A 25,334-nucleotide genomic window follows, 5' to 3' on the forward strand; every position below is an offset into this window, starting at 1 on the left:
GGGACCGTGGACCCGTCAGCGAACATGCCGGCGCCGGTGCTCGCCGCCTACAGCTACTGCGAGGCCGTCACCGGCCAGCAGGCACGCAACTTCGCCTACGGCATCCGGCTGCTGCCCACGCCGAAGCGACGGGCCATGTCGGCGCTGTACGCGTTCTCGCGCCGCGTCGACGACATCGGCGACGGTGCGCTGGCGGACGACGTCAAGGTCGCCCGACTGGACGAGACCCGGTCGGTGCTCGCCCGGATCCACGACGGCGCGGTCGACGAGGACGACACCGACCCGGTCGCCGTCGCCCTCGCCCACGCCGCGCGGGCCTTCCCGATCCCGCTCGGCGGCCTCGACGAACTGATCGACGGCGTCCAGATGGACGTACGCGGCGAGACCTACGAGACCTGGGACGACCTGCGGACCTACTGCCGCTGTGTCGCGGGCGCCATCGGACGCCTCTCCCTGGGCGTGTTCGGCACCGAGCCGGGGGCGCACGGAGCCGACCGCGCGCCCGAGTACGCCGACACGCTCGGCCTCGCACTCCAGCTCACCAACATCCTGCGGGACGTCCGCGAGGACGCCGAGGGCGGACGGACCTACCTGCCCGCCGACGACCTCGCCAAGTTCGGCTGCTCGGCCGGGTTCAACGGGCCGACGTCCCCCGCGGGCTCCGACTTCACGGGCCTCGTGCACTTCGAGGTGCGCCGGGCCCGAGCCCTGTTCGCCGAGGGCTACCGGCTGCTCCCCCTGCTCGACCGGCGCAGCGGGGCCTGCGTGGCCGCCATGGCCGGCATCTACCGCCGGCTCCTCGACCGCATCGAGCGCGACCCGGAGGCCGTGCTGCGCGGCCGCGTCTCGCTCCCCGGCCGCGAAAAGGCGTACGTCGCCGTGCGCGGCCTGTCCGGACTGGACACCCGGCACGTCACCCGCCGGGCCGTCAGGAGGCGCGCCTGATGGACACACCCGGCACACGCGACACGCCGGCCCCTGACCGGACCACCGCCGTGCACCGGTGGGCAACCCTCCGGTGGCGGTCGGCGTCCCTGACTGAGACGGTCGGCCGTACGCCGTTCAAACACCGCGGCGACCGGACAGGGAAGGGCGCACGATGACGCACGCCAACGGCACGCGTGACGGGGGGCAGGTCGCGGACGTCACCGCCCTCCGTCCCGGCGCGCACGCCGTGGTGGTCGGCGGCGGCCTCGCCGGGGTGACCTCCGCGCTCGCGCTCGCCGACGCCGGCGTGCGCGTCACCCTGCTCGAAGGGCGGCCCCGCCTGGGCGGGCTCGCCTTCTCCTTCCGGCGCGGCGACCTCACCGTCGACAACGGCCAGCACGTCTACCTGCGCTGCTGCACCGCCTACCGCTGGTTCCTCGACCGCATCGGCGGCACCGCGCTCGCTCCGGTGCAGGACCGCCTCGACGTGCCCGTCCTCGACGTGGCGAGGCCGGAGGGACGCCGGCTCGGCAGACTGCGCCGCGACGCGCTGCCCGTCCCCCTGCACCTGGGGCGCAGCCTCGCGACGTACCCCCATCTCTCGCTCGCCGAGCGCGCCGCCGTCGGGCGGGCCGCGCTCGCGCTCAAGGGGCTCGACCTCGCCGATCCGGCCCTGGACACCCAGGACTTCGGCAGCTGGCTGGCCGCGCACGGTCAGTCGGCGCGGGCCGTCGAGGCCCTGTGGGACCTGGTCGGGGTCGCCACCCTCAACGCGGTGGCGGGGGACGCCTCACTGGGGCTCGCCGCGATGGTGTTCAAGACCGGTCTGCTGTCCGACCCGGGCGCGGCCGACATCGGCTGGGCCCGCGTCCCGCTGGGCGAACTGCACGACCGGCTGGCCCGCAGGGCGCTCGACGCCGCGGGCGTGCGCACCGAGGTCCGTACCCGCGTCACCTCCCTCCGGGCGAAGGAGAACGGCGGCTGGAGCGTTCAGGTTCCCGACGAGACGCTCGACGCCGACGCCGTTGTCCTCGCCGTACCGCAGCGCGAGGCGCACGACCTGCTGCCGGACGGCGCCCTCGACGCCCCGGAGAACCTGCTGGAGATCGGCACCGCGCCGATCCTCAACATCCACGTGATCTACGACCGCAAGGTGCTCGCCACGCCGTTCCTCACGGCGCTCGGCACCCCGGTGCAGTGGGTGTTCGACCGTACCGAGGCCTCCGGGCTGAAGGAGGGTCAGTACCTGGCGCTGTCGCAGTCGACCGCGCAGGACGAGATCGACGAGCCCGTGGCCACGTTGCGCGAGCGGTACCTGCCCGAACTGGAGCGGCTGCTGCCGCGCAGCCGCGGTGCCGGGGTGAAGGACTTCTTCGTGACCAGGGAGCGCACCGCCACGTTCGCCCCCGCCCCCGGCGTCGGCCGCCTCCGGCCCGGCGCCCGCACCAAGGCACCCGGCCTCTACCTGGCCGGAGCGTGGACCGCCACCGGGTGGCCCGCGACCATGGAGAGTGCGGTTCGCAGCGGTGTCGGAGCGGCGGGCGCCGCTCTCGGCGCCCTGGGCCGGTCCCGCGGACTCCTTCCCGATTTCTTCGAGGAGGCGGCATGAGAGCCGACCCGCGCGGGGCCGACTCCCGCACTCCCGGTACCGCAACTGGAGGAAAGACTGTGCCCACCGCGCCCCCCGGCCCGAAGGCCGCTCCGAGGACCACGGTGGACGTGACCGCGCTGCTGGAGCGCGGCCGGACCCTGGCCACGCCGGTCCTGCGGGCGGCCGTCGACCGCCTCGCGCCTCCCATGGACACCGTCGCCGCCTACCACTTCGGCTGGATCGACGCCCAGGGCAACCCCGCGGACGGCGACGGCGGCAAGGCCGTACGCCCCGCGCTCGCCGTGCTCTCCGCCGAGGTCACCGGCGCCGCGCCCGAGGTCGGCGTGCCCGGCGCGGTGGCCGTGGAGCTGGTGCACAACTTCTCCCTGCTGCACGACGACCTGATGGACGGCGACGAGCAGCGCCGCCACCGCGACACCGTCTGGAAGGTGCACGGCCCCGCCCAGGCCATCCTGGTCGGCGACGCCCTCTTCGCCCTCGCCAACGAGGTGCTGCTCGAACTGGGCACCGTCGAGGCCGGCCGCGCCACCCGCCGTCTCACCAGCGCCACCCGCGCCCTGATCGACGGCCAGGCCCAGGACATCTCCTACGAGCACCGCGACCGCGTCAGCGTCGAGGAGTGCCTGGAGATGGAGGGCAACAAGACCGGCGCCCTGCTCGCCTCCGCCAGCTCCATCGGCGCGGTGCTCGGCGGCGCCGACGAGCGCACCGCGGACACCCTGGAGAAGTACGGCTATCACCTGGGCCTCGCCTTCCAGGCCGTCGACGACCTGCTCGGCATCTGGGGCGACCCGGGGGCGACCGGCAAGCAGACCTGGAGCGACCTGCGCCAGCGCAAGAAGTCCCTCCCGGTCGTCGCCGCCCTCGCCGCGGGCGGCCCGGCCTCCGAACGGCTCGGCGAGATCCTCGCGGCCGACGCCAAGGCCAGTGACTTCGCGAACTTCTCCGAGGAGGAGTTCGCGGCCCGCGCCGCCCTCATCGAGGAGGCGGGCGGGCGCGAGTGGACCGCCGACGAGGCGCGCCGCCAGCACACCATCGCCATCGAAGCCCTCGACGCCGTGGACATGCCCGAGCGGGTGCGGGACAGGTTCGCGGCGCTCGCCGACTTCGTCGTCGTACGAAAGAGATGATCACTATCGGTCGAATAGCCCTCGCGTAGTCGCCGGCCGGTGTCCTCGACGGACAGGCACCGGCCGACGGCGGACCCAAGCAGAGCACCGTATGCACACTGCACGAAGGGGAAGCCATGACAGCGACGACCGACGGAAGCACCGGGGCGGCCCTGAAGCCCCTCGCGCCCTCGGCCAGCGAAACCGACATCACCGTCCCCGCCGCGGCGGCCGGGGTACCAGAAGCCGCCGCCCGCGCCGTCCGGCGCGCCACGGACTTCCTGCTCTCCCGGCAGGACGCCCAGGGCTGGTGGAAGGGCGACCTCGAGACCAACGTCACGATGGACGCCGAGGACCTGCTGCTGCGTCAGTTCCTCGGCATCCAGGACGAGGAGACCACCCGCGCCGCCGCCCTGTTCATCCGCGGCGAGCAGCGCGAGGACGGCGCCTGGGCCACCTTCTACGGCGGCCCCGGCGACCTGTCCGCCACCATCGAGGCCTACGTCGCCCTCCGCCTGGCCGGCGACGTCCCCGACGCGCCGCACATGGCGAAGGCGTCGGCGTGGGTCCGCGGCCGCGGCGGCATCGCGGCCTCCCGCGTCTTCACCCGGATCTGGCTCGCCCTGTTCGGCTGGTGGAAGTGGGACGACCTGCCGGAGCTCCCGCCGGAACTCATCTATTTCCCCACCTGGGTACCGCTCAACATCTACGACTTCGGCTGCTGGGCCCGGCAGACCATCGTGCCGCTCACGATCGTCTCGGCGAAGCGGCCGGTGCGTCCCGCCCCCTTCCCGCTGGACGAACTGCACACCGACCCCGCCCTGCCCAACCCCCCGCGGCCCCTGGCCCCGGCGGCGAGCTGGGACGGCGCCTTCCAGCGCATCGACAAGGCGCTGCACGCCTACCGCAAGGTCGCCCCGCGCCGGCTGCGCCGGGCCGCCATGAACACCGCCGCCCGCTGGATCATCGAGCGCCAGGAGAACGACGGCTGCTGGGGTGGCATCCAGCCGCCGGCCGTGTACTCGGTCATCGCCCTGTACCTGCTCGGCTACGACCTCGAACACCCCGTGATGCGCGCCGGCCTGGAGTCGCTGGACCGTTTCGCCGTGTGGCGCGAGGACGGCGCCCGGATGATCGAGGCCTGCCAGTCCCCGGTGTGGGACACCTGCCTGGCCACCATCGCGCTCGCCGACGCGGGGGTGCCCGCCGACCACCCGCAGTTGGTGAAGGCCGCCGACTGGATGCTCGGCGAGCAGATCGTCCGCCCCGGCGACTGGTCGGTGAAGCGGCCCGGCCTCCCGCCCGGCGGCTGGGCCTTCGAGTTCCACAACGACAACTACCCCGACATCGACGACACCGCCGAGGTGGTCCTCGCGCTGCGCCGCGTGAGCCACCACGACCCGGAACGGGTGGAGAAGGCCATCGGCCGCGGGGTGCGCTGGAACCTCGGCATGCAGTCGAAGAACGGCGCCTGGGGCGCGTTCGACGTCGACAACACCAGCCCCTTCCCCAACCGGCTGCCGTTCTGCGACTTCGGCGAGGTCATCGACCCGCCGTCGGCGGACGTCACCGCGCACGTCGTCGAGAGCCTCGCCGTCGAGGGGCTCGCCCACGACCCGCGCACCCGGCGCGGCATCCAGTGGCTGCTCGCCGAACAGGAGCAGGACGGCTCGTGGTTCGGCCGCTGGGGCGTCAACTACGTCTACGGCACCGGCTCCGTCGTCCCCGCCCTCACCGCGGCCGGTGTCCCCACCTCGCACCCGGCGATCCGCCGCGCGGTGACCTGGCTGGAGTCCGTCCAGAACGACGACGGCGGCTGGGGCGAGGATCTGCGCTCCTACCGGTACGTCAAGGAGTGGAGCGGCCGGGGCGCCTCGACCGCCTCGCAGACGGCGTGGGCGCTGATGGCCCTGCTCGCGGCGGGGGAGCGGGAGTCCGGCGCGGTGGAACGCGGCGCCGCCTGGCTCGCCGCCACCCAGCGCGAGGACGGCTCCTGGGACGAGCCGTACTTCACCGGCACCGGCTTCCCCTGGGACTTCTCCATCAACTACCACCTCTACCGCCAGGTCTTCCCGCTCACCGCGCTCGGCCGGTACGTCCACGGGGAGCCCTTCGCCGAGAAGCCACGCCCGGCCCCCGTGGCCGAGCGGTCCGCGGACGCCACGTCCACGGCCGAGGTGAAGGGCGGCTGATGAACCCGCAGCCCGGCCCGTCGTCCCCGCTGCTGATCGCCTGCGCGCTCGGCATCGAGCACCTCGCCCTGCGCACCGGCGACCGCGGTGGTGCGGGCGGGCCGGTCACCGTCCTGCGTACCGGCATGGGCCCCCGGGCCGCCGAGCGTTCGGTCGCCCGGGTCCTGGCCGACCCGGCGCTCGGCTCCGCCGCCGTGCTCGCCACGGGCTTCTGCGCGGGACTCGCCCCCGGCATGCACCCCGGCGACCTGGTCGTCGCCGAGGAGACCCGGGACCCGCGCTCCACCGTCGCGTGCGTCGGCACCGACCGGCTCGTCAAGGAACTCGCGCGAGCCGTGCCGGGGCGCACCGTCCACACCGGGCCGCTGACCGGCTCGGACCACGTCGTCCGCGGCCCCGAGCGCGCCGACCTGCTCGCGACCGGCGCCATCGCCGTCGACATGGAGTCCGCGGCCACGCTCCTGAGCGCCGTACGGGCGGGCGAGCGCCCCGTTGCGGCCGTTCGTGTGGTCGTGGACGCTCCGGAACACGAACTCGTCCGGATCGGCACCGTGCGCGGAGGAATATCAGCCTTCCGCGTTCTTCGATCCGTTCTTCCCGCATTTTTCGAATGGCACCGTTCTTTGCTGCTCCCCCGGAGGTGAGCCCAGATGGCCATGCCGCTGCGCCAGTCCGTCAAGGTCGCTACATACCTGGCCGAACAGAAGATCCGCCGACGGGACAAGTTCCCGCTCATCGTGGAACTGGAGCCGCTCTTCGCCTGCAACCTGAAGTGCGAGGGGTGCGGGAAGATCCAGCACCCGGCCGGGGTGCTCAAGCAGCGCATGCCGGTCGCACAGGCCGTCGGGGCGGTGCTCGAATCCGGAGCGCCGATGGTCTCCATCGCCGGCGGCGAACCCCTGATGCACCCGCAGATCGACGAGATCGTGCGCCAGTTGGTGGCCAAGCGGAAGTACGTCTTCCTCTGCACCAACGCACTGCTCATGCGCAAGAAGATGGACAAGTTCAAGCCCTCTCCCTACTTCGCCTTCGCGGTCCACATCGACGGCCTGCGCGAGCGGCACGACGAGTCCGTGGCGAAGGAGGGCGTCTTCGACGAGGCCGTGGAGGCCATCAAGGAGGCCAAGCGGCGTGGCTTCCGGGTCACCACCAACTCGACCTTCTTCAACACCGACACCCCGCAGACCATCGTCGAGGTGCTGAACTTCCTCAACGACGACCTCAAGGTCGACGAGATGATGATCTCGCCCGCCTACGCCTACGAGAAGGCGCCCGACCAGGAGCACTTCCTGGGCGTGGAGCAGACCCGCGAGCTGTTCAAGAAGGCCTTCTCGGGCGGCAACCGGGCCCGCTGGCGGCTCAACCACTCGCCGCTGTTCCTCGACTTCCTGGAGGGCAAGGTCGACTTCCCCTGCACCGCCTGGGCGATCCCGAACTACTCTCTCTTCGGCTGGCAGCGCCCCTGCTATCTGATGAGCGACGGATACGTGCCCACGTACCGGGAGCTGATCGAGGAGACCGACTGGGACAAGTACGGCCGCGGCAAGGACCCGCGCTGCGCCAACTGCATGGCGCACTGCGGCTACGAGCCGACCGCCGTCCTGGCCACCATGGGGTCCCTCAAGGAGTCCCTGCGCGCCATGCGCGAGACCGTCTCCTCGAACCGGGAGTGACGTCGTGACCGCCATCTCCCTCGGGGTCCCCGAGGTACCGGTCCGGCCGATCGCCGAGCGGCGCGTGTCGCGGCGGATCCAGGTCGGGCCGGTGGCCGTCGGGGGCGGCGCCCCGGTGTCCGTGCAGTCGATGACGACGACGCGTACGTCGGACATCGGCGCGACGCTCCAGCAGATCGCCGAGCTGACCGCGTCCGGCTGCGAGATCGTCCGGGTGGCCTGCCCGACCCAGGACGACGCGGACGCGCTCCCGGTGATCGCGCGGAAGTCGCAGATCCCGGTGATCGCCGACATCCACTTCCAGCCCAAGTACGTGTTCGCGGCGATCGAGGCGGGCTGTGCGGCGGTCCGCGTCAACCCGGGCAACATCAAGCAGTTCGACGACAAGGTGCGCGAGATCGCCAAGGCCGCGAAGGACCACGGCACCCCGATCCGCATCGGCGTGAACGCGGGCTCCCTGGACCGCCGGCTGCTCCAGAAGTACGGCAGGGCGACCCCGGAGGCGCTGGCCGAGTCCGCGCTGTGGGAGGCCTCGCTCTTCGAGGAGCACGACTTCCGCGACATCAAGATCTCGGTGAAGCACAACGACCCGGTCGTGATGGTCGAGGCCTACCGCCAGCTGGCCGCCCAGTGCGACTACCCGCTGCATCTCGGCGTGACCGAGGCCGGCCCAGCCTTCCAGGGCACCATCAAGTCGGCGGTCGCCTTCGGCGCGCTGCTCTCCCAGGGCATCGGCGACACCATCCGCGTCTCCCTCTCCGCCCCGCCGGTCGAGGAGATCAAGGTCGGCATCCAGATCCTCCAGTCGCTGGGGCTGCGGGAACGCCGGCTGGAGATCGTCTCCTGCCCCTCGTGCGGGCGTGCCCAGGTCGACGTGTACAAGCTGGCCGAGGAGGTCACCGCCGGGCTCGACGGCATGGAGGTGCCGCTGCGCGTGGCCGTGATGGGCTGCGTCGTCAACGGACCGGGCGAGGCCCGCGAGGCCGACCTCGGTGTCGCCTCCGGCAACGGCAAGGGGCAGATCTTCGTCAAGGGCGAGGTCGTCAAGACCGTCCCCGAGTCGAAGATCGTGGAGACCCTCATCGAGGAGGCGATGAGGATCGCCGAGCAGATGGAGAAGGACGGCGCGTCGGGGGAGCCGGCCGTCACCGTGAGCTGAAACAGCACGGACCGAAGGGGGCCCGAGCGTGACGATTCTGGAGAACATCCGGGGACCACGCGACCTGAAGGCGCTGTCCGAGGCGGAACTCGGTGAACTGTCCGACGAGATACGTGACTTCCTGGTGCACGCGGTCGCCCGCACCGGCGGTCACCTCGGACCCAACCTGGGCGTGGTGGAACTCACCGTCGCCCTGCACCGGGTCTTCGAGTCGCCGGCCGACCGCATCCTGTGGGACACCGGCCACCAGAGCTACGTACACAAGCTCCTGACCGGGCGTCAGGACTTCTCGAAACTGCGCGGCAAGGGCGGCCTGTCCGGCTATCCGTCCCGCGAGGAGTCCGAGCACGACGTCATCGAGAACAGCCACGCCTCCACCGTGCTCGGCTGGGCCGACGGCCTCGCCAAGGCCCGCGACGTGCGCGGAGAGCGCGGCCACGTCGTCGCCGTCATCGGCGACGGCGCGCTCACCGGCGGCATGGCCTGGGAGGCCCTGAACAACATCGCGGCCGCCCGGGACCGGCCGCTCGTCGTCGTGGTCAACGACAACGAACGCTCGTACGCCCCGACCATCGGCGGCCTCGCCAACCACCTCGCGACGCTGCGCACCACCGACGGCTACGAGCGGATGCTGGCCTGGGGCAAGGACGTGCTCCACCGCACCCCGGTGGTCGGCCACACCGTCTACGAGGCCCTGCACGGCGCCAAGAAGGGGTTCAAGGACGCCTTCGCCCCGCAGGGACTCTTCGAGGACCTGGGGCTGAAGTACCTCGGCCCGATCGACGGACACGACCTCGGGGCCGTCGAGTCGGCGCTGCGGCGCGCGAAACGCTTCCACGGACCGGTGCTGGTGCACTGCCTCACGGAGAAGGGCCGGGGCTACGAACCCGCCCTGCGCGACGAGGAGGACCACTTCCACACCGTCGGCGCGATGGACCCGCTCACCTGCGCACCGCTCGTCCCCGCGGGCGGGCCGTCCTGGACCTCCGTGTTCGGCGAGGAGATGCTGCGGATCGGAGCGGAGCGCGACGACGTCGTGGCGATCACCGCGGCCATGCTGCACCCGGTCGGCCTGGCACCCTTCGCCGAACGGTTCCCCGACCGGGTCTGGGACGTCGGCATCGCCGAACAGCACGCCGCCGTGTCCGCGGCCGGCCTCGCCACGGGCGGACTCCACCCCGTCGTCGCCGTCTACGCCACCTTCCTCAACCGCGCCTTCGACCAACTGCTGATGGACGTGGCGCTGCACCGCTGCGGGGTCACCTTCGTCCTGGACCGGGCCGGCGTCACCGGCACCGACGGGCCCTCGCACAACGGCATGTGGGACATGTCCGTCCTCCAGGTCGTCCCCGGGCTGCGCATCGCCGCCCCGCGCGACGCCGGCCAGTTGCGCGCCCAGCTGCGCGAGGCGGTCGCCGTCGACGACGCGCCGACCCTGGTGCGCTTCCCGAAGGAGTCCGTCGGCCCCGACGTCCCCGCCGTGGGCCGGGTCGGCGGCATGGACGTCCTGCACGCCGCGGACCGGCCCGAGGTGCTGCTGGTGGCCGTCGGTGTGATGGCGCCCGTCTGCCTCGGGGCCGCGGAACTGCTCGAGGCGCGCGGCATCGGATGCACCGTCGTCGACCCGCGCTGGGTCAAGCCCGTCGACCCGGAGCTGGCCCCACTGGCCGCCCGGCACCGCCTGGTCGCCGTCGTCGAGGACAACAGCAGGGCGGCCGGGGTCGGTTCGGCGGTGGCGCTGGCCCTCGGCGACGCCGAGGCCGACGTGCCCGTACGCCGCTTCGGCGTCCCCGACCAGTTCCTCGCCCACGCCAAACGCGCCGAGGTGCTCGCGGACATCGGCCTCACCCCGGTCGACATCGCCGGCCGGATCAGCGCGAGCCTGGCCGTCGGGCGGCGAGCGGTGGAAACCCCCGGGGACGGACGGAACGTCATGCCTGCGCAAGGAGAGAACTGAATGACCAAGGAGTTCGACCTCGCCGCGCTCTTGGCCGAGCGCGGGGCCGAGCGGTACGAGCTGCACGCCAGGCACCTCAACCACCAGCTGCCGCGCATGCTGCACACCATCGGCTTCGACAAGGTCTACGAGCGGGCCGAGGGCGCGCACTTCTGGGACGCGGACGGCAACGACTACCTGGACATGCTCGCCGGGTTCGCGGTGATGGGCCTGGGCCGCCACCACCCGGTCGTCCGCAAGGCGCTGCACGACGTCCTGGATGCCTCGCTCGCCGACCTGACCCGCTTCGACTGTCCGCCGCTGCCCGGGCTCCTGGCCGAGCGGCTGCTCTCGTACAGCCCGCACCTGGACCGGGTCTTCTTCGGCAACAGCGGGACCGAGGCGGTGGAGACCGCGCTGAAGTTCGCCCGGTACGCGACCGGCAGGCCGAGGATCCTGTACTGCACCCACGCCTTCCACGGACTGACCACCGGCTCGCTCTCCGTCAACGGCGAGGACGGCTTCCGCAAGGGCTTCGCGCCGCTGCTGCCCGACACCGCGGTCCCGCTCGGCGACCTGGACGCCCTGGCGCGCGAACTGCGGCAGGGAGACGTGGCCGCGCTCGTCGTGGAGCCGATCCAGGGCAAGGGCGTGCACGAGGCCCCGCCCGGCTACCTGCGGGCCGCGCAGGACCTGCTGCACCGGCACAAGGCACTGCTGATCGCCGACGAGGTGCAGACGGGCCTGGGCAGGACCGGGAAGTTCTACGCCTTCCAGCACGAGGACGGCGTCGAGCCCGACCTGGTCTGCGTGGCCAAGGCGCTGTCCGGCGGCTACGTGCCGGTGGGCGCCACCCTGGGCAAGGACTGGATCTTCCAGAAGGTGTACTCCTCGATGGACCGCGTACAGGTCCACTCGGCGAGCTTCGGGTCCAACGCGCAGGCCATGGCGGCCGGACTCGCCGTGCTCTCGGTGATGGAGAACGAGGAGATCGTGGCGAACGCCGCCGCGGTGGGGGAGCGGCTGAAGTCCCGGCTGGCGGCGCTGGTGGACCGCTACGAGCTGCTCGCCGACGTCCGGGGCCGCGGGCTGATGATCGGCATCGAGTTCGGCCGGCCGCGGTCCCTGAAGCTGCGCAGCCGCTGGACCATGCTCCAGGCCGCCCGGAAGGGCCTCTTCGCGCAGATGGTGGTGGTGCCGCTGCTGCAGCGGCACCGGATCCTCACCCAGGTCTCCGGCGACCACCTGGAGGTGATCAAACTGATCCCGCCCCTGATCATCGACACCGCGGACGTGGACCGGTTCGTCGACGCCTTCACCGAGGTGATGGACGACGCGCACAACGGCGGCGGTCTGATGTGGGACTTCGGCAAGACGCTGGTCAAGCAGGCGGTGGCGCACCGCTGAGTCCGTCGGTGGCCGCCCGGCGGCCCATTCGCCTCGGAGTTTTTGCCTGAGAGGCAACAAATTTGCCCGGTGGGCAAAGTTCGGGCTGAATGGAGCCATGAGCCTGAGCTCCTCCGAGACCGGACCGGCCGACGGGGCGGTCGCCGCCGTCGCGCCCCAGCTGCGTGAGCTGCGGCGGCGGGCCGCCCTGACCCTGGAGGCGGCGGCCCGCGCGGCCGGACTGTCGCCCGCCCACCTCTCCCGCCTGGAGACCGGGCAGCGCCAGCCCTCGCTGCCGATGCTGCTCGCCCTCGCCCGCGTCTACGGTACGACCGTCGCCGGACTGCTGGGGGAGGCGCCCGCGGACCCGGACGCGGTGATCCGCGCCGCCGAGATGGAGCCCACCGCCGCGGGCGGCTGGACGTACCGGCGGGCGGGAGCGCCGGGCCGGGGCATGCAGGCCCTGCGCGTCGAGGTGCCGTACGGCTCCCAGGGCGACATCGTGCGGGTGCACCCCGGCGAGGAGTGGCTGCACGTGCTCAGGGGCCGCCTGCGGCTGCGCCTCGGGGACACCGAGCACCGGCTCGGCGTGGGGGACGGCGCCCACTTCGACTCGCTGACCCCGCACCGGATCGCCGCACAGGACCCAGAAGGGGTCGAGCTGCTCTTCGTCCACACCCTGCTGCAGAGCCCGACGGCCACGCTGTGCCTCGGCCCGACGACCCCCGGGGAGATGTCGTGACGTCCATGGAGGAGAAGTTCCCGCGTGCCCTGTGGGTGCGGCTGCTCATCTACATCGCCCTGGGACACGTCTTCGGCGGCTTCCTCTACCTGCTCTTCGAGGTGGGCGCCGGCCGCTAGCGGTCGTGCGGACCGGTGCCGTACCGGATCAGTCCAGCATCCGCTCGCGCAGCCGCTCCCGGGTCGCCGGGGTGAGGTGCAGGCCCTGCTCCAGGTAGGCGTCGACGCCGCCCCAGGTCTCCTCGACGGTGTCGAAGGCGGCCGCCAGGTACTCGGCGCGGGCGTCGAACAGGGGGCTGAGCAGCTCCATGACCTCGGGGGAGTAGGCCGAGGCGGCGGAGCTGCCGCGGCGCACCTTGTAGCGGCGGTGCGTCGCGTTCGACTTGAGGTAGTCGTCGAGGACGGCATCGCGCTCGACGCCGAGCGCGAGCAGCGTGACCGCGATCGACAGGCCCGCGCGGTCCTTGCCGGCCGCGCAGTGCATCAGGGCGGGGACGCTGTCCTCGGCGAGCGCGTGCAGAACCCGGGAGTGCTCCGCCGTGCGCTCCGTGATGATCGTGCGGTAGGACGCGATCATCCGTTGGGCACCCTTGCCGTCGGCCAGGATCTCGTGCAGCTGGTGGAGGTCGCCGTCGCGGACCATCTTCCAGAACTCGGCGCCGTCGGCCGGGTCGCTCAGCGGCAGGTTCACATTGCGCACGCCCGGCAGCTCGACGTCGGGGCCTTCCAGCTTCTGGTCGGCCGCGTTGCGGAAGTCGAAGATGGTGTGCAGGCCGAGGGTGGCCAGGAAGGCGGCGTCCTCCCCGGTGGCGTGCGCCAGGTGGCCGCTGCGGAACAGCACGCCCTGCCGCACCCGTCGCCCGTCCACGGCCGGCAGTCCGCCGACGTCCCGGAAATTGCGCACACCGGTCAGCTCGGGTTCGGTCGACGGGACCTGCTGCGTCACGGGGACTCCTCCCACTCCGCCCCGCCGACGCTGCTCGGCGGCGGGCTCGCCTCGACGATACGGCATCCCCTGTCTGCGCCGATGAGTTGTCCACAGGGCATTAAGGGATGCCTCGGGCTTTCTGTCCGAATTGACGCCTTAATTCCAACTGACGCCGAAATGCGAAAGGGTGGAGAAGTGGCGCGTGAGCAGCGTCATATCCGTAACCGTGCGTCGTCCGTCATGTTCACGTAATCAAGCCGGTTTTCAAGGACGTTCACTCGAAACGCCATTCCCCGAATCGACGGAGTGTGACCGGATATACCAGTAAAGGATCAATCGGAACACCTTCCGGTGGAACTCTTCGCTTGTCCGGGTGCGTCTTGGTCCCTTACGTTCACCACCGATCCGGACGGACGCCTAATCCTGCCGCCGACCGGAGCCCACTCTCATCCACCACCCGTACCCGGCAGGAGCGGGGGACCCACAGGTACGAATGCCTGTTCCGGTTCCCGGAACGGCTTGGGGTGAAGCCGCGTTTCGGCGCGGCCGGGCATCTCCAGCCCGAACCCGACAGCTCACCTCGCAGGCGCCGGAGAGGAATTCGCCATGCCCGCGAAGGGTAAGCACCGCCGTACCAGGGCCATGCGCCTGACCCGCACCATCGCCGTCGCCGGAACCGGTGGCGCCGTGCTCGCGCTCCCCCTGATAGGGGCCGCCGGCGCCAACGCCGCCCCCGCGCACTCCGTTTCCGAGCAGTCCGTGCAGTCCGTCGCGACGACGGCGCAGAAGGCCGCCGCGAGTGGCACCGAGAAGAACTCGGACGCGCGGACCTACACCGTCAAGAGCGGCGACTACCTCTCGCGGATCGCCGATGAGCAGAACGTCGACGGCGGCTGGAAGAAGCTGTACGAGGACAACCGCGAGGCCATCGGTTCGGACCCGTCGCTGATCCACCCCGGCCTGAAGCTCTCGGTCGGCGCCAAGGCCGCCCAGTCGGAGAAGCCGGCCGCCGAGAAGCCCGCCGCCGAGAAGCCGGCGGAGGCGGAGAAGCCCGCCGCCAAGCCGGCCGAGAAGTCCACGGACGCCGAGAAGGCCTCCACCTCGGACGCCGGCACCAGCAGCGGCTACACCTCCCCCGTCGCGGGCGGCACCGTCGGTACCCCGTACCACCAGTCCGGCAGCATGTGGTCCAGCGGCTACCACACCGGCACCGACTTCGTCGTCCCGACCGGCACCCCGCTCAAGGCCGTCGGTGCGGGCACCGTCGTCTCCGCCGGCCCCGGCGGTGCGTACGGCAACCAGGTCGTCATCCAGCTCGCCGACGGCCACTACGCCCAGTACGCCCACCTCTCCTCCCTCTCCGTCTCCGCCGGCCAGTCGGTGACGGCGGGCCAGCAGGTCGGCCTCTCGGGTGCCACCGGCAACGTGACCGGTCCGCACCTGCACTTCGAGATCCGCACCACGCCGGACTACGGGTCGGACATCGACCCGGTCGCGTTCCTGCGTTCGCACGGCGTCTCTCTCTGACGCACGGCCAGGGCGCGGCCCCCACGCCACCGAAGGCCGGACCCCGATCCCCGGGTCCGGCCTTCGGTGTATTCCGCAATTGACCAAGCCTTTAGGCGTGGCCTTTCTCACCGACCGTCAACCCCTGCCTACGGTCGCGTAGGTCACATTCCAAGGTGAATCATGACCCGATGTGGCAGACGATTCGAAGAATGACAGCAGAGCAGTGATCGGGTCGTACGTGGCGCTGGGGGACAGCTTCACCGAGGGCGTCGGCGACCGCGGCCCCGACGGGGCGTTCGTCGGCTGGGCCGACCGATTCGCCGTACTGCTCGCGGACCGGCGCCCCGAGGGCGACTTCACCTACGCGAACCTCGCCGTGCGCGGCAGGCTGCTCGACCAGATCGCGGCCGAACAGGTCCCCCGAGTCGCCGAACTCGCGCCGGACCTCGTCTCGTTCGCGGCTGGCGGCAACGACATCCTCCGGCCCGGCACCGACCCCGACGAGGTGGCCGAGCGGTTCGAGCGGGCGGTGGCCGCGCTGGCCGAAGCGGCCGGCACCGTCCTCGTGACGACCGGGTTCGACACCCGCGGCGTGCCCGTGCTCAGGCATCTGCGCGGCAAGATCGCCACGTACAACGGACACGTCCGCGCCATCGCCGACCGGTACGGCTGCCCGGTGCTCGACCTCTGGTCGCTCCGCAGCGTCCAGGACCGCAGGGCGTGGGACGCCGACCGCCTGCACCTGTCCCCGGAGGGGCACACGCGGGTGGCGCTGCGCGCCGGACAGGCCCTCGGCCTGCCCGTGCCCGCCGACCCGGACCAGCCCTGGCCGCCGCTGCCCTACCGCGGTGCGCTGGACGTCCGCCGGGACGACGTGCACTGGGCACGCGAGTACCTGGTGCCGTGGATCGGACGCCGGCTGCGCGGCCAGTCCTCGGGCGACCACGTGACCGCCAAGGGGGCGCTGTCGCCGGACGACATCAAGACGCGGATCGCCTCGGTGGCGTGAGGGCGCCGTGCGGGCGGGCCGGTTGCGGAGGCCGGCTGCGGACGGGGTACGGCGAGGCCGGCGGCGGGTCAGCGGCGGGGGGCGCCCAACGCCTCCCGAGGCAGACCCAGTTCCCGGGCGAGCGCCTCGTCCGTCCACTCCCGCGCCCGGGCCCGCGACACCGTGCCCGTGTACGACGTCAGTTGCACGGCCAGCCCGTCGAGGAGCGCTGTCAGCCGCAGGGCCGCGCCCTCGGGGTCCGGGCAGGGGAACTCCCCGGCGGCCACCCCCTCGGCGATGACCTCGGCGATCGCGGCCTTCCACCGGCGGTCCAGATCCCGCGTGACGTCCCGCAGCGCGGGCTCGCGCAGCGCCGCCGCCCAGCCCTCGATCCACAGCCGCCAGCCCTTGGCCTGCCCCGTCGGGGCGTACCACCGCACGGCGGCCCGCAAGCGGCGCAGCGCCGACGTCCGGCGGCCGAGCAGTCCGTGCAGATGAGCCAGATCGTCCTCGGCGGCACGGGCGAAGGCGGCGGCGACCAGCTTCTCCTTCGTGGAGAAGTGGTAGAGCACCAACGCGTTGCTCACCCCGAGCGCGGACGCCACGTCGGCGATCCGCAGCGCCGCGACACCCCGCGCCGATATCTGCTCGACGGCCGCGCGCAGCAGCTCCTCGCGCCGCTCGGCCACACTCAACCGGACTCTCACCACGCCCCGTCCCCCCAAGCTCCGGACAAGATCAGTCGGTGTCACACGAGACGACCATAATGAGAGCCTGACCTACTCCACCTGGAGGTTACCGTGGCCGGATTCCGTTCCCCGAGCTCCGGGCTCCGTACGCCCCGGCCCGCGGCCTTCGGCGCGGACCCGACCGGTGAGCGCATGGCGCGCATCCGCAGATCGCCGCACTTCCGTGACGGCGTCTTCCAGAACCCCGGCGGCACCGCCCGGACCCGGCCCTCCGGATCGGCCCGAGAGTTCGCCAAGATCTACTTCGACCGGGAGTCCCGGCTCCGCCGCGCCCCCCGGGGCCCGATCCCGGTGCACGCCACGACCCTCGCCGACCTCGCCCGGCCGCCCGCCACCGGACTCCGACTGACCTGGATGGGGCACTCCAGCGTGCTCGCCGAGATCGACGGCCGACGGGTGCTCTTCGACCCCGTGTGGGGCGAGCGATGCTCCCCGTTCCCCTTCGCCGGGCCCAAGCGGCTGCACCCCGCCCCCGTCCCCCTGGCCGCCCTCGGCCCGGTCGACGTCGTCGTGATCTCCCACGACCACTACGACCACCTGGACATGCCCACGATCAAGGCGCTGGCCGGCACGGACACCCTGTTCGCCGTGCCGCTCGGGGTCGGCGCCCACCTCGAACACTGGGGCGTGCCCGCCGACCGGCTGCGGGAGCTGGACTGGCACGAGTCGACGCGCGTCGCCGGCCTCACCCTGACCGCTACGCCGGCCCGCCACTTCTGCGGGCGGGGGCTGCGCAACACCCAGCACACCCTCTGGGCGTCGTGGGTCGTCGCCGGGGAGGAGCACCGCGTCCACCACAGCGGGGACACGGGTTACTTCGACGGCTTCCGGGACATCGGCGCCGCGCACGGCCCCTTCGACGCCACGATGATCCAGCTCGGCGCGTACTCCCGGTTCTGGCCGGACATCCACATGACGCCCGCCGAGGGGCTGCGGGCCCACCTCGACCTCCAGGGAGGCGCTCCGGCCGGGGTGCTGCTGCCGATCCACTGGGGGACGTTCAACCTCGCGCCGCATGCGTGGGCGGAGCCGGGGGAGTGGACGAAGGACGCGGCCGAGGAGGCCGGCCAGGCGGTGGCGTTCCCGCGGCCGGGGGAGCCGTTCGAGCCGGCGGGGGAGGTGCCGGTGGAGGCGTGGTGGCGGGCGGTGTCGGAGCCGATCGCGCACGCGTGGCGGCGTCCGCGGAGTGCCGAGGGTGCGCCCGGGACGAGCATCGGTGATCTCGACCTCGCCGGTGAGCGGTGACATCTTCCGGTGCCTCGTCCCTGCCGACGTAATGCCGGCAGAGGGACATCGTCCCGCTTCGCAGCCGGAGCAGGCGAGCCGGTGGCGGAGGGAGGACGATGGAGTGGCGGGGCCACTGACACCGGCGTGCGCTCCGGTGGCCGCCACCCGACCGTCCGGTCACTGGCCGGGAGGAGTTCTGGGCATGGGTACGACCGAACCGTTCCGGGAGGACCCTGGGACGCCGGGTGTGGCGGCGTCGAGGCCGGGGGGTCTGCTGGACGTACTCAACGTCGCCGCGATCCTGCTCAACGCCGAAGGCAGGGTCGACCTGTGGAGCCCGCAGGCCGAGATCCTCTTCGGCTACAGCGCCGAGGAGGCCCTGGGCCGGTACGCGGCCGACCTCCTGATCGACGAGGAGCAGCTGGACACCGTCCTGGCGCTGTTTGCCCAGGTCATGGAGGACGGCGAGAGCTGGGCAGGGGTCTTTCCCGTCCGCCACAAGGACGGCAGCGTGCGCCCGGTGGAGTTCCGCAACATGCGGTTGCAGGACGACCAGCGCGACTACTGGGCCCTGGGGCTGGCCGCGGACCAGGCGACGGTGCGGCAGATGGAGCGGGACCTGTCGCTGTCCGCACAGCTGGTGTCCCAGTCGCCGATCGGGCTGGGCATGCTGGACACCGATCTGCGGTACATCTCCGTGAATCCCGCGGAGGAGCGGATGAACGGCGTGCCGGCCGCCGAGCACCTCGGACGCCACGTCCACGAGGTGCTGCCCTTCCTCGACGAGTCCTTCGAGGCGGCCATGCGCGACGTACTGGCCACCGGGACCCCGGTCCTGGACCAGTACACCGTCGGCCGCACCGCGGCCGACCCGGACAACGACCACGCCTGGTCGGTCTCCTTCTACCGGCTCGAGTCCCCCAACGGGAAAGTGCTGGGCGTGGCCACCTCCAGCGTCGACGTCACCGACCGGTACCGCGCCGTGGAGGAACAGCGCCGCACCGCCCTCACGCTCCAACGCAGCCTCCTGCCCCACCCTCCTCCACAACGGCCGGGCCTCGACGTCGCCTACCGCTACCGTCCCGCCCAGGCCACCATCGAGATCGGCGGCGACTGGTTCGACGTCATCCCCTTGAGCAGCGACAAGACCGCTCTCGTCGTCGGCGACGTCATGGGCAGCGGTGTCGGGGCCGCAGCATCGATGGGGCAGCTGCGCACCGCCACCAGAACCCTGGCCGATCTCGATCTGCCCCCCGCCCAGGTCCTGAACCACCTCGACCACATCACGGACGGTCTCGGCACCCTCGCGACCTGCGTCTACGCCGTCTTCGACCCGCACACCGCGCAGTGCCACATCTCCCTGGCCGGCCACCTGCCACCGGTCCACTGCCACGCGGACGGCGTCCACGAACTGCTCGACCTGCCCACCGGCGCCCCCTTGGGCGGCTGCGGCATCCCCTTCGCCACCACCTCGATCCCCTTCCGGCCGGGCGACCAGCTCGTCCTCTACACCGACGGCCTCGTCGAGACCCGCGACCAGCCCATCGACGCCCGCCTGGAAGCCCTCCAGGACGTCCTCGCCGTCCTCCCCGGCCGCTCGCTGGACGCCACCTGCGACCTCCTCCTGAACAGCCTGCGCCACAGCGGAGACCACGACGACGTCGCCCTGCTCATCGCCCAGGCCGCGCGGTCCGGGACGGGAACGACGGGGTGATCCCCGGCTGGGGCACCCCCGGCTGCCGGGGTCGGAGTCGGGGATGCGGAAGTCCGGCTACCGACAGTGACCGATTCTGATCGAGTCCGACCGGTCCTCGACCGTTCCGGAACGGGTGCTTCACCGGCTTATCGGGCTGTCGTACGAGGGCTCATACCAGAGCAGGACGTTGCCCGGGGGACTTTGGCAACTGCCCACCGCACATGAGGGGCAGGCGACTACTGTCAGTGTCCGTCGGGCGACGTAGAGCCGGATCCCCCGGTCCGTTCAGTCGACGCAGCGACGACGCCTGCCCGCGTGGCACCTCCGTCACCACGCGCGAGCACCCAGACCGACGGACCAGTACGAGGACCCCGATGTCTCACCTCCGCGCCCCGGCCGCGCGAGCAGACCGCCGCGAGGGCGGGCGGCACGGCCGGCCGGCCCCCCGCACCGCCCCCGCGCTGCCCGAGACCCACATACGGCCGCAACTCCTGCGTCTCGCCGTGCTGCCGCCGGTCGCGGTCGCCCTCAGCGGCTGCGCGGTCGTCCTGTTCACCGTCCGCTCCACCGGCATCCGGCCCGGCCCCGTCCTGTGGGCCGTCCTCGCCGGCGCCGTCTCGGTGACCGCCGCGGCCGTCGTCATCGCCGCCGTCGCCGCCGACCGCGCCGCCCGTTCCGTGCACGAACGCGTCGGCGCGCTGCGCCGAGGCACCGCACGCCAGGAGGGCGACCTGCGTGCCGTGGTCGAGGCGCTGCGCCGCGGCGAGCCGCCGCCCCGGCGCAAACCGCGGGGCGGGCCGCCCGCCGACGCCGACGACTTCGAACTGCTCGCCGCCGACCTCTCCCGCGCCCACGACGGCGCCGTCACCGCCGTCGTCCGGGCCGCCCAGCTCTCCAGCCAGGCGGGCAGCGAACAGAAGCTGGAGGTCTTCGTCAACCTCGCCCGGCGCCTCCAGTCGCTGGTGCACCGCGAGATCTCCATCCTGGACGAGCTGGAGAACGAGATCGAGGACCCCGACCTCCTCAAGGGCCTCTTCCACGTCGACCACCTCGCCACCCGCATCCGCCGCCACGCGGAGAACCTCGCCGTGCTCGGCGGCGCCGTCTCCCGCCGTCAGTGGAGCAACCCGGTGGACATGACCGAGGTGCTCCGCTCGGCCATCGCCGAGGTCGAGCAGTACTCCCGGGTCCGCCTGGTGCCGCCGATCGACGGGACCCTGCGCGGCCACGCCGTCGCCGACGTCATCCACCTGCTGGCCGAACTCGTCGAGAACGCCACCCTGTTCTCCGCCCCGCAGACCCAGGTGCTGATGCGGGCCAGCCTCGTCACCTCGGGCCTCGCCGTCGAGGTCGAGGACCGCGGACTCGGGATGCCCACCGCCGAGCAGAGCCGGATGAACGCCCTGCTCGCCGACCCCGACCAGGTCAACGTCGCCCACCTGCTGGCGGACGGCCGCATCGGCCTGTTCGTCGTCTCCCAGCTCGCCAAGCGGCACGGCATCACCGTCCGGCTCCAGACCAACATCTACGGCGGTGTCCAGGCCGTACTGGTCGTACCGCAGGCCCTGCTGGGCACGGAACCCGGCCGGCTCCCCGGCGGCACGGCCCGGCCGGCGGAGGCGGCCGCCGCCGAACCGGTCCCCGTACCGCCGCCCCGGCAGCAGCCACCGCCCATGGCACCGACGGTTGCGGCGGTCCCCGCCGCCCCCGCCGCCCCCGCCGCCGGGCCAACGACCGCCGTACAGGCCGCCGTCGCACCCTCCACGACCGCGCCCGCGGTGCCCCGCCCCGCCCGGGGCCGCACCGCCGCCGAAGGCGAACCCCTGCCGCTGCCCGTGCGCGGTACGCGGCAGAACCGGCCCACCCCGGCCGCCGCCGTCCCCGGCGTACGCCCCGACGAGCGCAGGGTCATCGCCGAACACGCGGCCACCCCGCCCGTCCCGCGCCACAGCGCGGTGCGCGGCACCATGGGCAAACCCCAACTGCCCCGCCGCCGCGCCCAGGAGCACCTCGCACCCCAACTGCGCGGCGGCCCGGCACCGCGCCAGGAACCCGAGCCGTACACCGGTCACGACCCCGGCCTGATGGCGGCCTTCCAGCGGGGCATCGGTCTCGCCGAGACCCAGCAGCACCGGGAGCCGACCTCCCTGGAGCCGGTCCGCACGGACGCCGTCCACCCGGCGCCCGCCCCCACCGCGCCACCCCACCCGGCCGCACCGCACCTGGAGCCGACCCCCCGGGACCAGTCCGGATGAACGCCCCCACAGATCTTCGTACCCCAAGGAGTCGATCCACCATGGCGAGCGATGCGCCGACCGGCCAAGTGTCCGACCTCGACTGGCTGATGAGCGGCCTCGTGCAGCGCGTTCCGCACACGAGCAGCGCGGTGCTCCTGTCCTGCGACGGCCTGGTGAAGTCCGTCCACGGTCTCGACGCCGACAGCGCCGACCACATGGCGGCCCTGGCCTCCGGCCTGTACTCCCTCGGCCGCAGCGCCGGCGTCCGCTTCGGCGACGGCGGGGAGGTGCGGCAGGTCGTCGTCGAACTCGACTCGACGCTGCTCTTCGTCACCACCGCCGGATCCGGCACCTGCCTCGCCGTCCTGGCCGGCCGGGAGGCCGACGCCGCCGTGCTCGGCTACGAGATGGCCATGCTGGTCAAGAGCGTCCGCCCCTACCTGGTCACCGCGCCCCGGCAGCACGCCGTCGAACCACCGGCGATGAGGCCTTGAGGGTGGCCGCGGCCGGCGACGGGCCCTGGCTCGACGACGCCGCCGGACGGCTGGTGCGTCCCTTCACCGTCAGCAACGGCCGTACCCGGCCCACCGTCGCGCTCGACCTGATGTCCCAGGTCATGGCCACGGGGACGACCCCCCTGGGCTACCTCGGACCCGAGCACACGCAGGTACTCGACCTGTGCCGGGCGCCGCTCCCCGTCGCCGAACTCGCCGCGCACCTGCGGCTTCCGGTGGCGGTCACCAAGGTGCTGCTCTCGGACCTCGTCGACTGCGGCGCGCTGACCACCAAACCCCCCGCCGCGTTCCACCACAACCCCACGGACCGGGCCCTTCTGGAGGCAGTGCTCGATGGACTACGACGACAGCTCTGACCACGTCCACGGCGAAGGCGCCGACCCGTTCCCCACCGCCCTGAAGATCCTCGTGGCGGGCGGATTCGGCGTCGGCAAGACGACCTTCGTCGGCGCCGTCAGCGAGATCGCGCCGCTGAGCACGGAGGAACTGCTCACCACGGTCAGCGCCGCGACCGACAACCTCGACGGAATCGAGAACAAACTCGAAACGACCGTGGCCATGGACTTCGGCCGCATCACCCTCGACCCCGCGCACGTCCTGTACCTGTTCGGCACGCCCGGCCAGGAACGCTTCTGGTTCATGTGGGACGAGCTGTGCGAGGGCGCGCTCGGGGCCGTGATCATCGCCGACACCCGCCGGCTGGAGGAGTCCTTCGCCGCCGTCGACTTCTTCGAGGAACGCGGCCTCGGCTTCGTCGTCGCGATCAACGAGTTCGACGGCTCCCACCGCTACGACCCCGAGGAGGTGCGCGCCGCCATGGACCTGCACCCCGAGATCCCCATCGTCCGCTGCGACGCCCGGATCTCCAGCTCCGGTGTGCAGACCCTGCTCACCCTCGTACGCCATCTCATCGCCCACACGCCGGCCCCCACCACGGGGTACGGCGCCGGAGCCCGCCCATGACCTACGACCCGCCGCGCCCGGCCGGACGCCTGCTGCTCACCCCCGAGGACCGGGAGGCCCCCGCCCGGGTACGACGGCTGCGCCTGCTCGGTCTGGTGGAACGCCCCGACCCCGCACTCGACACCTTCGCCGCGCACCTCGCCGGCCTTGCCGAGGCCCCGTACGGGATGGTCAACTTCCTGGTCGAGGACGGACAGTTCTTCGCGGGCCTGCGGGTCCCCGACATCCCGCCGGTGACCCGGGGGGACGGGACCAGTCCGGAGTTCGGCCGCGTCCAGCCCCGCGACCACGGCTTCTGCCCGCACGTGGTGGTCCGGCGCAAGGCCCTCGTCCTGGAGGACGTACGCGACTACCCGCGCTTCGCCGGCAACCCGGTCGTCGACGAGTTCGGCATCCGCTCCTACCTCGGCGCCCCGCTCATCGACAGCACGGGCACCGTCCTGGGCACGGTCTCGGCCGCCGACGTACGGCCCCGGACCTGGGGCACCGCGGGCCTGGCGACGATCAAGTCGACGGCCGCCGACCTCGTACGCCGCATCGAGCGCAGCGCGCAGGACGGACTCCCGCTGTGAGACCGCGGGACGGCGGGCGGGCGGCGTGAAGGAAAGCTGCGGCCGGGCTTAAGAAAGGCTCGATGGACCCGGGGCGGTGTCGTACGGCAGATTGCAGTGCGATTCCCCTCCCCTCCCCGGACGCGGGCCGCTTCGGCGTGCGCGGTCCCGGGGTCTCACCCGTCAGGAGCCGTAGCGTTGAAGGCGCTGGTCAAGGAGAAGGCGGAGCCCGGTCTGTGGCTCGCGGACGTGCCCGAGCCCGTCGTGGGACCCGGTGACGTCCTCATCAAGGTGCTGCGCACCGGCATCTGCGGCACCGACCTGCACATCCGGGCCTGGGACGGCTGGGCGCAGCAGGCCATCCGCACACCGCTCGTCGTCGGGCACGAGTTCGTCGGCGAGGTCGTCGAGACCGGCCGGGACGTCACCGAGATCAAGGCCGGCGACCGGGTCAGCGGCGAGGGGCACCTGGTGTGCGGCAAGTGCCGCAACTGCCTGGCCGGCCGCCGCCACCTGTGCCGCGCCACCGTCGGGCTCGGCGTCGGCCGCGACGGGGCGTTCGCCGAGTACGTCGCCCTGCCCGCCGCCAACGTCTGGGTGCACCGCGTCCCCGTCGACCTCGACGTCGCCGCGATCTTCGACCCGTTCGGCAACGCCGTGCACACCGCGCTGTCCTTCCCCCTGGTCGGCGAGGACGTGCTGATCACCGGCGCCGGACCGATCGGCCTGATGGCCGCCGCCGTCGCCCGGCACGCCGGGGCACGCAACGTCGTGATCACCGACGTCAGCCAGGAACGCCTGGACCTGGCGCTCAAGGTCGGGGTGAGTCTCGCGCTGGACGTGTCGCAGGCCACCATCGCCGACGGGCAGCGCGAACTCGGCCTGCGCGAGGGCTTCGACATCGGTCTGGAGATGTCCGGCCGCCCCGAGGCCATGCGCGACATGATCGCCAACATGACGCACGGCGGCCGGATCGCCATGCTCGGCCTGCCCGCCGAGGAGTTCCCCGTCGACTGGGCGCGGATCGTCACCTCGATGATCACCGTCAAGGGCATCTACGGCCGCGAGATGTTCGAGACCTGGTACGCCATGTCGGTGCTGCTCGAAGGCGGCCTCGACCTCGCCCCGGTGATCACCGGCCGGTACTCCCACCGCGACTTCGAGGCCGCGTTCGCCGACGCCGCGAGCGGCCGGGGCGGCAAGGTCATCCTCGACTGGACCGCGTAAGTCACCCGC

General features: G+C 72.4%; 24 protein-coding genes and 1 riboswitch. Of the genes, 22 read left to right on the top strand and 2 right to left on the bottom strand.

The genetic code is table 11. The features are described 5' to 3' along the window. The first annotated feature begins 24 nt into the window (after positions 1–24). The 12 genes from hpnD (at position 25) to OIE75_RS35640 (ending at position 12,855) form a co-directional block, all read left to right on the top strand. Entirely contained in the window at positions 25–945 is a 921-nt protein-coding gene (gene hpnD, locus OIE75_RS35585) for a presqualene diphosphate synthase HpnD (protein ID WP_329474128.1), read from the top strand. Beyond that, positions 945–1,103: a DUF6380 family protein gene (locus OIE75_RS35590; RefSeq protein ID WP_307016379.1), complete on the top strand. Its 159-nt coding sequence runs from the start codon at positions 945–947 to the stop codon at positions 1,101–1,103. Before hpnD ends, OIE75_RS35590 begins: the two co-directional genes overlap by 1 nt. After that, entirely contained in the window at positions 1,100–2,536 is a 1,437-nt protein-coding gene (gene hpnE, locus OIE75_RS35595) for a hydroxysqualene dehydroxylase HpnE (RefSeq protein WP_329473393.1), read from the top strand. Before OIE75_RS35590 ends, hpnE begins: the two co-directional genes overlap by 4 nt. After that, entirely contained in the window at positions 2,533–3,669 is a 1,137-nt protein-coding gene (locus OIE75_RS35600) for a polyprenyl synthetase family protein (RefSeq protein ID WP_307016382.1), read from the top strand. The genes hpnE and OIE75_RS35600 overlap by 4 nt, the downstream gene beginning before the upstream one ends. A gap of 116 nt (positions 3,670–3,785) precedes the next feature. Next, the gene (gene shc / locus OIE75_RS35605; RefSeq protein ID WP_329473394.1) at positions 3,786–5,840 is read left to right on the top strand and encodes a squalene--hopene cyclase; all 2,055 of its coding nucleotides are present in this window, start codon (positions 3,786–3,788) and stop codon (positions 5,838–5,840) included. Next, positions 5,840–6,484 carry a phosphorylase family protein gene (locus OIE75_RS35610; protein WP_161327271.1) on the top strand — a complete coding sequence of 215 codons (645 nt, stop codon included), beginning with the start codon at positions 5,840–5,842 and terminating at the stop codon, positions 6,482–6,484. The genes shc and OIE75_RS35610 overlap by 1 nt, the downstream gene beginning before the upstream one ends. Positions 6,485–6,490: 6 nt before the next feature. Then, positions 6,491–7,513, top strand: a complete 1,023-nt coding sequence (hpnH, locus tag OIE75_RS35615) for an adenosyl-hopene transferase HpnH (protein ID WP_073728153.1) — start codon at positions 6,491–6,493, stop codon at positions 7,511–7,513. A gap of 4 nt (positions 7,514–7,517) precedes the next feature. Further along, positions 7,518–8,672 carry a flavodoxin-dependent (E)-4-hydroxy-3-methylbut-2-enyl-diphosphate synthase gene (gene ispG, locus OIE75_RS35620; RefSeq protein WP_329473395.1) on the top strand — a complete coding sequence of 385 codons (1,155 nt, stop codon included), beginning with the start codon at positions 7,518–7,520 and terminating at the stop codon, positions 8,670–8,672. Positions 8,673–8,700: 28 nt separating this feature from the next. Further along, a complete protein-coding gene (gene dxs / locus OIE75_RS35625) occupies positions 8,701–10,629 on the top strand; it encodes a 1-deoxy-D-xylulose-5-phosphate synthase (RefSeq protein WP_329473396.1) in 1,929 nt (642 codons plus the stop codon). Beyond that, a complete protein-coding gene (locus tag OIE75_RS35630) occupies positions 10,630–12,015 on the top strand; it encodes an aspartate aminotransferase family protein (RefSeq protein ID WP_307016388.1) in 1,386 nt (461 codons plus the stop codon). It abuts the gene before it with no gap. Positions 12,016–12,118: 103 nt separating this feature from the next. Continuing rightward, the gene (locus tag OIE75_RS35635; RefSeq protein ID WP_307018231.1) at positions 12,119–12,736 is read left to right on the top strand and encodes a helix-turn-helix domain-containing protein; all 618 of its coding nucleotides are present in this window, start codon (positions 12,119–12,121) and stop codon (positions 12,734–12,736) included. Next, positions 12,733–12,855, top strand: coding sequence for a DUF6126 family protein (locus OIE75_RS35640; protein ID WP_307016389.1), 123 nt, complete (start codon positions 12,733–12,735; stop codon positions 12,853–12,855). The genes OIE75_RS35635 and OIE75_RS35640 overlap by 4 nt, the downstream gene beginning before the upstream one ends. A 28-nt stretch (positions 12,856–12,883) precedes the next feature. Here OIE75_RS35640 and OIE75_RS35645 read toward each other — a convergent pair whose 3' ends face one another. Then, entirely contained in the window at positions 12,884–13,681 is a 798-nt protein-coding gene (locus OIE75_RS35645) for a tyrosine-protein phosphatase (RefSeq protein ID WP_329473397.1), read from the bottom strand. Positions 13,682–14,107: 426 nt separating this feature from the next. Then, positions 14,108–14,267, top strand: a riboswitch (cyclic di-AMP (ydaO/yuaA leader). A gap of 2 nt (positions 14,268–14,269) precedes the next feature. Here OIE75_RS35645 and OIE75_RS35650 point away from each other — a divergent pair. Both OIE75_RS35650 and OIE75_RS35655 read left to right on the top strand, forming a co-directional pair. Continuing rightward, the gene (locus OIE75_RS35650) at positions 14,270–15,190 is read left to right on the top strand and encodes a M23 family metallopeptidase (protein ID WP_329473398.1); all 921 of its coding nucleotides are present in this window, start codon (positions 14,270–14,272) and stop codon (positions 15,188–15,190) included. A 205-nt stretch (positions 15,191–15,395) separates the two neighbouring features. After that, the gene (locus OIE75_RS35655) at positions 15,396–16,181 is read left to right on the top strand and encodes an SGNH/GDSL hydrolase family protein (RefSeq protein WP_125494709.1); all 786 of its coding nucleotides are present in this window, start codon (positions 15,396–15,398) and stop codon (positions 16,179–16,181) included. 68 nt (positions 16,182–16,249) lie between these two features. On the opposite strand, the gene OIE75_RS35660 is transcribed toward OIE75_RS35655, so the two are convergent. Continuing rightward, positions 16,250–16,870, bottom strand: a complete 621-nt coding sequence (locus tag OIE75_RS35660; RefSeq protein ID WP_329473399.1) for a TetR/AcrR family transcriptional regulator — start codon at positions 16,868–16,870, stop codon at positions 16,250–16,252. Between the two features lie 90 nt (positions 16,871–16,960). Here OIE75_RS35660 and OIE75_RS35665 point away from each other — a divergent pair, with 90 nt between their 5' ends. The 8 genes from OIE75_RS35665 to tdh all read left to right on the top strand — a co-directional run bounded on the left by OIE75_RS35665 (position 16,961) and on the right by tdh (position 25,325). Beyond that, complete coding sequence (locus tag OIE75_RS35665; RefSeq protein WP_307016393.1) at positions 16,961–18,154, top strand: MBL fold metallo-hydrolase; 1,194 nt, start codon at positions 16,961–16,963, stop codon at positions 18,152–18,154. A gap of 184 nt (positions 18,155–18,338) precedes the next feature. Next, the gene (locus tag OIE75_RS35670; protein WP_329473400.1) at positions 18,339–19,850 is read left to right on the top strand and encodes a SpoIIE family protein phosphatase; all 1,512 of its coding nucleotides are present in this window, start codon (positions 18,339–18,341) and stop codon (positions 19,848–19,850) included. A 356-nt stretch (positions 19,851–20,206) separates the two neighbouring features. Further along, on the top strand, positions 20,207–22,087 hold the full coding sequence (locus OIE75_RS35675; RefSeq protein WP_329473401.1) for a sensor histidine kinase: 1,881 nt from the start codon (positions 20,207–20,209) through the stop codon (positions 22,085–22,087). A 41-nt stretch (positions 22,088–22,128) separates the two neighbouring features. Next, complete coding sequence (locus OIE75_RS35680) at positions 22,129–22,563, top strand: roadblock/LC7 domain-containing protein (protein WP_307016396.1); 435 nt, start codon at positions 22,129–22,131, stop codon at positions 22,561–22,563. Positions 22,564–22,565: 2 nt separating this feature from the next. After that, on the top strand, positions 22,566–22,940 hold the full coding sequence (locus tag OIE75_RS35685) for a DUF742 domain-containing protein (protein WP_161332607.1): 375 nt from the start codon (positions 22,566–22,568) through the stop codon (positions 22,938–22,940). Continuing rightward, positions 22,918–23,547 carry a GTP-binding protein gene (locus OIE75_RS35690; protein WP_161332606.1) on the top strand — a complete coding sequence of 210 codons (630 nt, stop codon included), beginning with the start codon at positions 22,918–22,920 and terminating at the stop codon, positions 23,545–23,547. Before OIE75_RS35685 ends, OIE75_RS35690 begins: the two co-directional genes overlap by 23 nt. Next, positions 23,544–24,119, top strand: coding sequence for a GAF domain-containing protein (locus OIE75_RS35695; RefSeq protein ID WP_122616452.1), 576 nt, complete (start codon positions 23,544–23,546; stop codon positions 24,117–24,119). Before OIE75_RS35690 ends, OIE75_RS35695 begins: the two co-directional genes overlap by 4 nt. A 177-nt stretch (positions 24,120–24,296) precedes the next feature. Further along, a complete protein-coding gene (tdh, locus tag OIE75_RS35700; RefSeq protein WP_307016397.1) occupies positions 24,297–25,325 on the top strand; it encodes an L-threonine 3-dehydrogenase in 1,029 nt (342 codons plus the stop codon). Positions 25,326–25,334: the final 9 nt, after the last annotated feature.

The organism is Streptomyces sp. NBC_01723 (genome assembly GCF_036246005.1).
In the GTDB taxonomy this organism is placed as follows: domain Bacteria; phylum Actinomycetota; class Actinomycetes; order Streptomycetales; family Streptomycetaceae; genus Streptomyces.

Bases quoted from the DNA above. Each gene is read 5' to 3' on its own strand.
- hpnD (WP_329474128.1), top strand. From the start codon at position 25: ATGCCGGCGCCGGTGCTCGCCGCCTACAGCTACTGCGAGGCCGTCACC.
- OIE75_RS35590 (WP_307016379.1), top strand. From the start codon at position 945: ATGGACACACCCGGCACACGCGACACGCCGGCCCCTGACCGGACCACC.
- hpnE (WP_329473393.1), top strand. From the start codon at position 1,100: ATGACGCACGCCAACGGCACGCGTGACGGGGGGCAGGTCGCGGACGTC.
- OIE75_RS35600 (WP_307016382.1), top strand. From the start codon at position 2,533: ATGAGAGCCGACCCGCGCGGGGCCGACTCCCGCACTCCCGGTACCGCA.
- shc (WP_329473394.1), top strand. From the start codon at position 3,786: ATGACAGCGACGACCGACGGAAGCACCGGGGCGGCCCTGAAGCCCCTC.
- OIE75_RS35610 (WP_161327271.1), top strand. From the start codon at position 5,840: ATGAACCCGCAGCCCGGCCCGTCGTCCCCGCTGCTGATCGCCTGCGCG.
- hpnH (WP_073728153.1), top strand. From the start codon at position 6,491: ATGGCCATGCCGCTGCGCCAGTCCGTCAAGGTCGCTACATACCTGGCC.
- OIE75_RS35630 (WP_307016388.1), top strand. From the start codon at position 10,630: ATGACCAAGGAGTTCGACCTCGCCGCGCTCTTGGCCGAGCGCGGGGCC.
- OIE75_RS35650 (WP_329473398.1), top strand. From the start codon at position 14,270: ATGCCCGCGAAGGGTAAGCACCGCCGTACCAGGGCCATGCGCCTGACC.
- OIE75_RS35670 (WP_329473400.1), top strand. From the start codon at position 18,339: ATGGGTACGACCGAACCGTTCCGGGAGGACCCTGGGACGCCGGGTGTG.
- OIE75_RS35675 (WP_329473401.1), top strand. From the start codon at position 20,207: ATGTCTCACCTCCGCGCCCCGGCCGCGCGAGCAGACCGCCGCGAGGGC.
- OIE75_RS35680 (WP_307016396.1), top strand. From the start codon at position 22,129: ATGGCGAGCGATGCGCCGACCGGCCAAGTGTCCGACCTCGACTGGCTG.
- OIE75_RS35690 (WP_161332606.1), top strand. From the start codon at position 22,918: ATGGACTACGACGACAGCTCTGACCACGTCCACGGCGAAGGCGCCGAC.
- OIE75_RS35695 (WP_122616452.1), top strand. From the start codon at position 23,544: ATGACCTACGACCCGCCGCGCCCGGCCGGACGCCTGCTGCTCACCCCC.